The sequence below is a fragment of the uncultured Aquincola sp. genome (assembly GCF_964001545.1).
GTDB lineage: Bacteria > Pseudomonadota > Gammaproteobacteria > Burkholderiales > Burkholderiaceae_C > Aquincola.
The window spans coordinates 1-7,130 of sequence record NZ_CAXFDV010000143.1; the positions used below are offsets into that span (position 1 = coordinate 1).

At 68.0% G+C, this 7,130-nt stretch carries 8 protein-coding genes; 6 read left to right on the top strand and 2 right to left on the bottom strand.

Features of this window, described 5'->3' with window-relative positions; all coding sequences use genetic code 11:
- The 4 genes from ABNT58_RS04855 to ABNT58_RS04870 form a co-directional block, all read left to right on the top strand.
- Positions 1 to 219, top strand: a 219-nt coding sequence (locus ABNT58_RS04855) for an SDR family oxidoreductase (RefSeq protein WP_348752380.1), incomplete at its 5' end; no start/stop codon positions are given.
- 35 nt (positions 220 to 254) lie between these two features.
- Positions 255 to 1,136 carry a polysaccharide deacetylase family protein gene (locus ABNT58_RS04860; protein ID WP_348752381.1) on the top strand — a complete coding sequence of 294 codons (882 nt, stop codon included), beginning with the start codon at positions 255 to 257 and terminating at the stop codon, positions 1,134 to 1,136.
- 42 nt (positions 1,137 to 1,178) lie between these two features.
- Entirely contained in the window at positions 1,179 to 2,369 is a 1,191-nt protein-coding gene (locus ABNT58_RS04865) for a PAS domain-containing sensor histidine kinase (RefSeq protein ID WP_348752382.1), read from the top strand.
- The gene (locus ABNT58_RS04870) at positions 2,366 to 3,010 is read left to right on the top strand and encodes a response regulator transcription factor (RefSeq protein ID WP_348752383.1); all 645 of its coding nucleotides are present in this window, start codon (positions 2,366 to 2,368) and stop codon (positions 3,008 to 3,010) included. The genes ABNT58_RS04865 and ABNT58_RS04870 overlap by 4 nt, the downstream gene beginning before the upstream one ends.
- Before the next feature lie 13 nt (positions 3,011 to 3,023).
- Here ABNT58_RS04870 and ABNT58_RS04875 read toward each other — a convergent pair whose 3' ends face one another.
- Together ABNT58_RS04875 and ABNT58_RS04880 are read right to left on the bottom strand one after the other, a co-directional pair.
- Complete coding sequence (locus tag ABNT58_RS04875) at positions 3,024 to 3,683, bottom strand: DUF4276 family protein (RefSeq protein ID WP_348752384.1); 660 nt, start codon at positions 3,681 to 3,683, stop codon at positions 3,024 to 3,026.
- A 2-nt stretch (positions 3,684 to 3,685) separates the two neighbouring features.
- The gene (locus ABNT58_RS04880; protein ID WP_348752385.1) at positions 3,686 to 4,957 is read right to left on the bottom strand and encodes an AAA family ATPase; all 1,272 of its coding nucleotides are present in this window, start codon (positions 4,955 to 4,957) and stop codon (positions 3,686 to 3,688) included.
- A gap of 173 nt (positions 4,958 to 5,130) precedes the next feature.
- Here ABNT58_RS04880 and ABNT58_RS04885 point away from each other — a divergent pair, with 173 nt between their 5' ends.
- The gene (locus ABNT58_RS04885) at positions 5,131 to 6,525 is read left to right on the top strand and encodes a CmpA/NrtA family ABC transporter substrate-binding protein (protein ID WP_348752386.1); all 1,395 of its coding nucleotides are present in this window, start codon (positions 5,131 to 5,133) and stop codon (positions 6,523 to 6,525) included.
- Positions 6,525 to 7,130: nitrate ABC transporter, permease protein (locus tag ABNT58_RS04890; RefSeq protein ID WP_348752387.1), on the top strand; the 606-nt coding region annotated here is incomplete at its 3' end. The genes ABNT58_RS04885 and ABNT58_RS04890, both read left to right, overlap by 1 nt.

Here is a 7,130-nt window from a genome sequence, read left to right on the forward strand (position 1 = left end):
ATCACCGTCAACACGGTGTCGCCGGGCCACATCGCCGGGGCCGGCGCGCGCACGCCGCCGCCCGACGTGCTGCAGCAGCTGGCCGCCGCCACCCCGGTGCGCCGCCTCGGCCGGCCCGAGGAAGTGGCCAGCCTGTGCAACTGGCTGGCGTTGGACGATGCGGCCTTCATGACGGGGGTCGATTTCCCCGTCAACGGTGGCGCCCTCACCGGTCGATAGCACACCGTCCCCGCGGGCCACGGCATCATCCCCGCATGCCGTTCACGCCACCGCTCCACCACGACCGTTTCGACTACTCGCCAATCACCCGGCGCAATCTGCCCGATTGGCCGGGCGGTGCGCGGCTGGCGGTGTACATCGGCTTCAACCTCGAGCATTTCGCCTTCGGCGAAGGCCTGGGCGCGCGGCTGGCGCCGGCGCTACCCAACCAGCCGGACGTGCTGAACTACGCCTGGCGCGAATACGGCAACCGCGTGGGCGCGTGGCGCTGCCTGGAGCTGTTCGAGCAGCTGCAGTGGCCGGTGGGCGCGCTCATCAACACCTCGCTGTACGACCACTGCCCCGAGCTGGTGGCGGCCTGCGTGCAGCAGGGCCATGAGCTGATCGGCCACGGCCACACCAATGCCGAGTGCCAGGGCCACCTGCCCGAGGCCGAAGAACGCGCGCTGCTGCAGCACTGCCGCGAGCGCATGCTGCGCGAAAGCGGCGTGGCGCCGGCCGGCTGGCTGTCGCCGTGGATCTCGGAAAGCGCCCTCACGCCCGACCTGCTGGCCGAGACCGGCTACCGCTACACCCTCAACTGGTGCCATGACGACCAGCCGCTGCCCATGCGCACCCGCGGCGGGCAGCCGCTGTGGTCGGTGCCCTACCCGCAGGAGCTGAACGACATCCCCGCCATCGTGGCGCGGCAGATGGACGCACCGGCCTTCGCGCAGATGATCATCGACCAGTTCGACGAGATGCTGCAGCAGGCCCAGGCGCAGCCGCTGGTCATGGGCATCGCCCTGCACCCGTACCTGGTGGGCCAGCCCTACCGGCTGCGGCACCTGCGGCGCGCGCTGCAGCACATTGCGGCCCACCGCAGCCAGCTCTGGTTGACCACGCCCGGCGCGATCGCGGCGCACGTGGCGCGGTAGGCCCGGCGCCCGGCACGTGGCTTGCGTGCAGGCGCGGCCACGATGTCGTGGTCTGCCGTCCTCCCCGCAGCCGGCGCCGGCCGGGTGGCCGATGTCTGGCGTGATCGACTGAGCCTGCTGCTGGAGTCCACCGGCGAGGGCATCTTCGGCATCGACCTGGCCGGCTGCTGCGTGTTCGTCAACCGCAGCGCGGCGCAGCAGCTGGGTTGGCCGGCCGAGCAGGTGCTGGGCCGCAACATGCACGCGCTGATCCACCACACCCACCCGGACGGCGCCCACTACCCCGAAGAAGCCTGCCCCATCTTCAATGCCTTCCGCCAGGGCCTGCCCTGCCGGGTGGACGGAGAAGTGCTGTGGCGCGCCGATGGCAGCGCCTTTCCGGCCGAGTACTCCAGCTACCCCATCCTGGACGATGGCCAGGTGTGCGGCGCGGTGGTCACCTTCGTCGACATCAGCGAGCGCAAGCAGGCCGAAGAGCTGCTTCGGCGCACCAACGACGCGCTGGAAACCCGTGTGGCCGAGCGCACCGCCGAGCTGAGCGCGGCGCTGGCCCAGCTGCGTGAGCTGGCCAACCACCTGGAGAGCGTGCGCGAAACGGAGCGCAAGCGCATCGCCCGCGAAGTGCATGACGAACTGGGCTCGCTGCTGGTGGCGCTGAAGATGGACGTGGACTGGCTGGGCAAGCGCCTGGCGCCGCTGGCCGACCGCCCCGAGCTGCAGTGCAAGTGCCACGGCATGGGCCGGCTGATCGACACCGCGGTGGACAACGTCGGCCGCATCATCACCGACCTGCGGCCCAGCATCCTCGACCACCAGGGCCTGTGGGCCGCGCTGGAATGGCAGGCGCAGGAGTTCATCGAGGCGGCCGAGCTGCGCAGCGACCTGCAGCTGCATGTGGCCGCCGGTGTGGCGCCGCCGGAAGGCGGTGTGGCCATCGCGGTGTTCCGCATCTTCCAGGAGATCCTGAGCAACATCGCCCGCCATGCGCAGGCCACGCATGTGCACATCCGCATCACCGTGGACGACCCACCCGAGCCGGTGCTGTACCTGGACGTGCGCGACGACGGCATCGGCGCGCCGCCGCAGGCGCTGGCCGACGCGCGCAGCTACGGCGTGCTGGGCATGCGCGAGCGGGCGGCCCACTTCGGCGGCCGGCTGGTGATCGACAGCGCGCCAGGGCAGGGCACGCGGGTGCGGCTGGTGATGCCGCTGGGCACGGAGGCCTCGCCATGATCCGCGTGCTGGTGTGCGACGACCACCAGATCGTGCGCCAGGGCATCAAGCAGATCCTGGCCGACGCCGACGACATCGGCTGGGCCGGCGAGGCGGCCAACGGGCCCGATGCCATCGCCCAGGTGCGGCGCGGCGGCATCGACGTGCTGCTGCTGGACATCGCGATGCCGCAGCGCGACGGGCTGGACGTGCTCAAGCAACTCAAGGCCGAGTTCCCCAAGCTGCCGGTGCTGATGCTCAGCACCTACCCCGACCGCCAGTACGCGGTGCGCAGCCTGAAGCTCGGCGCTTCCGGCTACCTGAACAAGAGCGCCGATTCGGAGCAGATGATCAACGCCATCCGCACCGTGGCCCGTGGCCGGCTGTTCATCACGCCCAGCGTGGCCGAGCAGCTGGCCGGCGCGGTGGGCGCCGGCCGCGGTGCCGACGACGAACTCCCGCTGCATGAGCGGCTGTCGCACCGCGAGTACCAGGTGTTCCGCCTGCTGGCCACCGGCCACAGTGTGGGCGAGATCGCCGAGCAGCTGGCGCTGGCACCCAACACCGTGAGCACCTACCGCGCCCGCATCCTGGACAAGACCGGCGTGCGCAACGACGTGGAACTGGCCTTGTACGCGGTGCGGCACCAGTTGCTGGTGTAGGAACAGCCGGCGTCTATGTCGCCTCCTTTTGCACAGAGCTTGGGCTGACGGGTGATGTGGCTTCGACGACGGCGGTGTAGAACGCCACAAAGCTCGCTGATCGGCTGCGGTTGGGGTCGAGATGTTGGCCTATCGCCCGCGCCGCCTCAATCTTGCGCAGCCCCGTCTTGAAGTATCCGTGGCGCTGCATGGTCCGCTCGAACGCTTCCCAGGTTCCGCCTGCAATCGCATCTGGATCTCGCAGGCCCCTTCGCTGCACCACGCTCGGGGGAACCTTGGGATAGGCCGTCTCGACCCCGGCCCAGTCCCCAAAGTACCAGGCTTCCAACTCCTCGATGGCAATGCGCGTCACCACCTGCCAGCCTCGGCCCGGGCCGGCGGTGCGCCTGGTTTGCAGGCCGGCGCGAGCCACAAGGTCCTCCAGCCGCTGTTTCAATGGTCGGCACTCTTCGTCATCGCGGTCCACCACGACCACCAAACGGTGATCGGTCGGGAGCCAAGCGGCATAGCCCTTAAGCCGGGCTTCCAGCTTGCCCAGCATGTCTGCCTTCCCTTGGAACGCATGCACCTCATAGTTGCAACTCTCTGGCAACCAGCGGGGCAGCAGCGCGTGCATAAACGCTTCCATCGAGGGCTCTTCCACCAACAGAATCAGGTGTTGGGCCTGCGGCATCTTCAGGCCTCCCTCGTCGCCTTGGCATTGGCGCGAGCCAGCCGCCGCGTAGGCCCACCCGCGTTGACCAGTGGATCGCCGACGCCCAGCTGTCCTTCCATCCAAAGGTGCCCGAGCAGTGCGCCTTCATCCATGAACTGCCTGACGCCGGGCAAGTCGCTCGCACGCGCCGCCCGGGTGTAACCATCGTCGTCTCGCCACAGCACGCGCACCTCGTCGGCACGCAGAGCGTTGAGGAAGAAGGGTGAATGCGTCGTCACCATCAGCTGGGTACGTTCAGCGGCCTCGCGACACTCTTCTGCCAGTTCGGGGAGCAGCCTGGGATGCAAGAAGTTCTCCGGCTCTTCGATGCCGATGAAAGGGGGCGGCGCCGGATCATTCAGCAGCACCAGATAGGCCAGCATCTTCAACGTGCCGTCCGATGCAAACCTTGCCAGCACTGGGTGGCTGAAAGGCGCATCCTTGATCTGGAGCAGCAATCGGCCATCCGGCATGGGGTCCGCGAGCACCCGCTCGACGCGGGGGACGCGCCTGCCCAGCGCTTCAAAGATGCCGTCCAACCTTTCCTTGTGCCGTTCTGACAGGTACTGAATCACATTGGCCAAGTTGTCGCCGCTCTTGGTCAGGTGTTCTTCGGGCCCAGCCTGCGGTTGGCCGCGCGCGCTGTCCGCAGCCAGGTACGACACGTGCCAGCCGGTGATGAAGTCGCGCAGGGCGGCCACCCGCGGATGCTCTGCGAACTGACCCAGCGCGTTGACGGCGAGAAGATCGGGTGACTTCAGCGGAATATTGACGCGCCGGTCCTGTTCGTCGGGCAGGTCACCGCTCACGGCTTGACCTTGGCCTTCTCGGTAGTCGAGGAACCTGAAAGGCTTGCCGCCTTTGCCGCGCGTCCAGCGCAGCCACTCTTCCACCACGACGGGCACGCCGTCTCTCTCATCCACGGCCAGGTGGTAGGTGATCAAAGGAAAGCCGGGCTCGCGGTACTTGATCTCAACAGACAGCGGGCCATGGCTGCCGCGTGTTTTCAGTTCTTTGGCGCGACCCCGCTTGTCCCAAGCCTTGCGCAGGCCCAACTCGAAGCATTCCGCCAGGAATGCAAACACGTCGAACACGGTCGACTTGCCGCTGCCGTTGGGACCCAATAGCACCGTCAGCGGCGTGAGCTCTCTCAGCTCGACGTCGCGCAAGGCCCTGAAGTTCTGCACCTTCAGGTATTCAATCCGCGCCGTTCCGCCGGGCTTGGCAGAAGGCGTGCGTAGCGTAGTGGTCATTCAGGAAACTCCGCGGAAGCTCTTTGAGCCCGGGCTCAGTTTGCCGGAGTTCCAGGCCGTGCCCTTGGCCCGCGTGTAGTGCCAGCCCTACACCAACTGCCCGGCCTGATCGATGGTGCGGGCGGCGAGGGCTTCCTAGCATGGCCGTCATCCGATCCCCGCAGGAGTGACCGATGAGCCCAGGCCTGGACCCGTACGACGCCGACCGCCCGCTGCGCATGGCTTGCGCCTGCGGCCAGCATGGCTCGGCCGATGAGCATGTGCAGGCCGAGGCGGCGGTGGCCACGCTGCAGGCGCGCAGCGAGAGCGAGGACTTCGTGGCCCGCGCCAATGCCTTCATCGAGGCCGCGGTGGTCAAGGCGCTGTTTCCGCAGGACGCGCTGCGCCGCCGCTTCCTGCGTGCGGTGGGCCGCTCCACCGCCATGGCCGCCATCGGCAGCGTGCTGCCGCTGGCCAGCCTGCAGGCCATGGCGCAGGACAAGGCCGCGCTGGAGAAGAAGGACCTGAAGATCGGCTTCATCCCCATCACCTGTGCCACGCCGTTGATCATGGCCCACCCGCTGGGCTTCTACAGCAAGCAGGGCTTGAACGTGGAGGTGGTCAAGACCGCGGGCTGGGCGCTGATCCGCGACAAGATGCTCAACAAGGAGTACGACGCCACCCACTTCCTGAGCCCGATGCCGCTGGCCATCAGCCTGGGGGCGGGCTCCAACCCGGTGCCGATGCGGGTGGCCACCATCCAGAACACCAATGGCCAGGCCATCACGCTGGCCAACAAGCACAAGGACAAGCGCGACCCGAGGCAGTGGAAGGGCTTCAAGTTCGCGGTGCCCTTCGAGTACTCGATGCACAACTTCCTGCTGCGCTACTACGTGGCAGAAGCAGGCCTGGACCCCGACCGCGACATCCAGATCCGCGTGGTGCCGCCGCCCGAGATGGTGGCCAACCTGCGGGCCGGCAACATCGACGGCTACCTGGGCCCCGACCCCTTCAACCAGCGTGCGGTGTATGAAGAGATCGGCTTCATCCACCTGCTGACCAAGGACCTGTGGAATGGCCACCCGTGCTGCGCCTTCGGCACCTCGGCCGAGTTCATCCAGAAGAACCCCAACACCTTCGCAGCCTTGTTCCGCGCGGTGATGACCTCGGCCGCCATGGCGCGCGAGGCCAAGAACCGTGAGCTGATCGCCAAGGTGATCGCGCCGCAGGCCTATCTGAACCAGCCCGAGACGGTGTTGACCCAGGTGCTCACCGGCCGCTTTGCCGACGGCCTGGGCAAGGTGCAGAGCGTGCCCGACCGCGCCGACTTCGACCCCATGCCCTGGCAGAGCATGGCGGTGTGGATCCTCACGCAGATGAAGCGCTGGGGCTATGTGAAGGGTGAGGTCAACTACAAGCAGCTGGCCGAGCAGGTGTTCCTGCTGACCGACGCCAAGAAGACCATGTCCGCGCTGGACATGCAGCCGCCGGCCGGGGCGTACCCCAAGTTCACCATCATGGGCAAGGTGTTCGACCCCGAGAAGCCGGAGGCGTATGTGTCCAGCTTCGCCATCCAGCGGGCGGCCTGATGCGCAGCCTGAACCTGCGCGCGGCGCTGCTGTCGCTGGCCCTGCTGGTGCTGCTGCTGGCGGTGTGGCAGGTGGCCACGCTGCCTTCGGGCGGCAGCGCGGCCCCGGCCGCGGCCCGCATGACGGCCGAGGAGATCGAGTACGCCAAGCTGCTGGGCAAGGACCCGACCGCAGGCGCTGCGCCGGCAGCCGCCAAGTCGGGCTTTCCCACGCCGGCGCAGATGGCTGCCGCCGCGTGGGCGCAGCTGGCCAGTCCGTTCCATGACCATGGGCCCAACGACAAGGGCATCGGCCTGCAGCTGGCGCATTCGCTGGGCCGTGTGGCGCTGGGCTACCTGATCGCGGCCGCGGTGGCGGTGCCGCTGGGCTTTGCCATCGGCATGAGCCCGCTGCTGTACCGCGCGCTCGATCCGTTCATCCAGATCTTGAAGCCCATCTCGCCGCTGGCCTGGATGCCGCTGGCGCTCTACACCATCAAGGACTCGTCGATCAGCGGCATCTTCGTGATCTTCATCTGCTCGGTGTGGCCGATGCTGATCAACACCGCCTTCGGCGTGGCCGGCGTGCGGCGCGAGTGGCTGAACGTGGCGCGCACGCTGGAGGTC

Excerpts from the sequence above, each read along its gene's own strand:
- ABNT58_RS04870 (WP_348752383.1), top strand. The coding sequence starts at position 2,366 with ATGATCCGCGTGCTGGTGTGCGACGACCACCAGATCGTGCGCCAGGGC.
- ABNT58_RS04860 (WP_348752381.1), top strand. The coding sequence starts at position 255 with ATGCCGTTCACGCCACCGCTCCACCACGACCGTTTCGACTACTCGCCA.
- ABNT58_RS04865 (WP_348752382.1), top strand. The coding sequence starts at position 1,179 with ATGTCGTGGTCTGCCGTCCTCCCCGCAGCCGGCGCCGGCCGGGTGGCC.
- ABNT58_RS04880 (WP_348752385.1), bottom strand. The coding sequence starts at position 4,957 with ATGACCACTACGCTACGCACGCCTTCTGCCAAGCCCGGCGGAACGGCG.
- ABNT58_RS04885 (WP_348752386.1), top strand. The coding sequence starts at position 5,131 with ATGAGCCCAGGCCTGGACCCGTACGACGCCGACCGCCCGCTGCGCATG.
- ABNT58_RS04875 (WP_348752384.1), bottom strand. The coding sequence starts at position 3,683 with ATGCCGCAGGCCCAACACCTGATTCTGTTGGTGGAAGAGCCCTCGATG.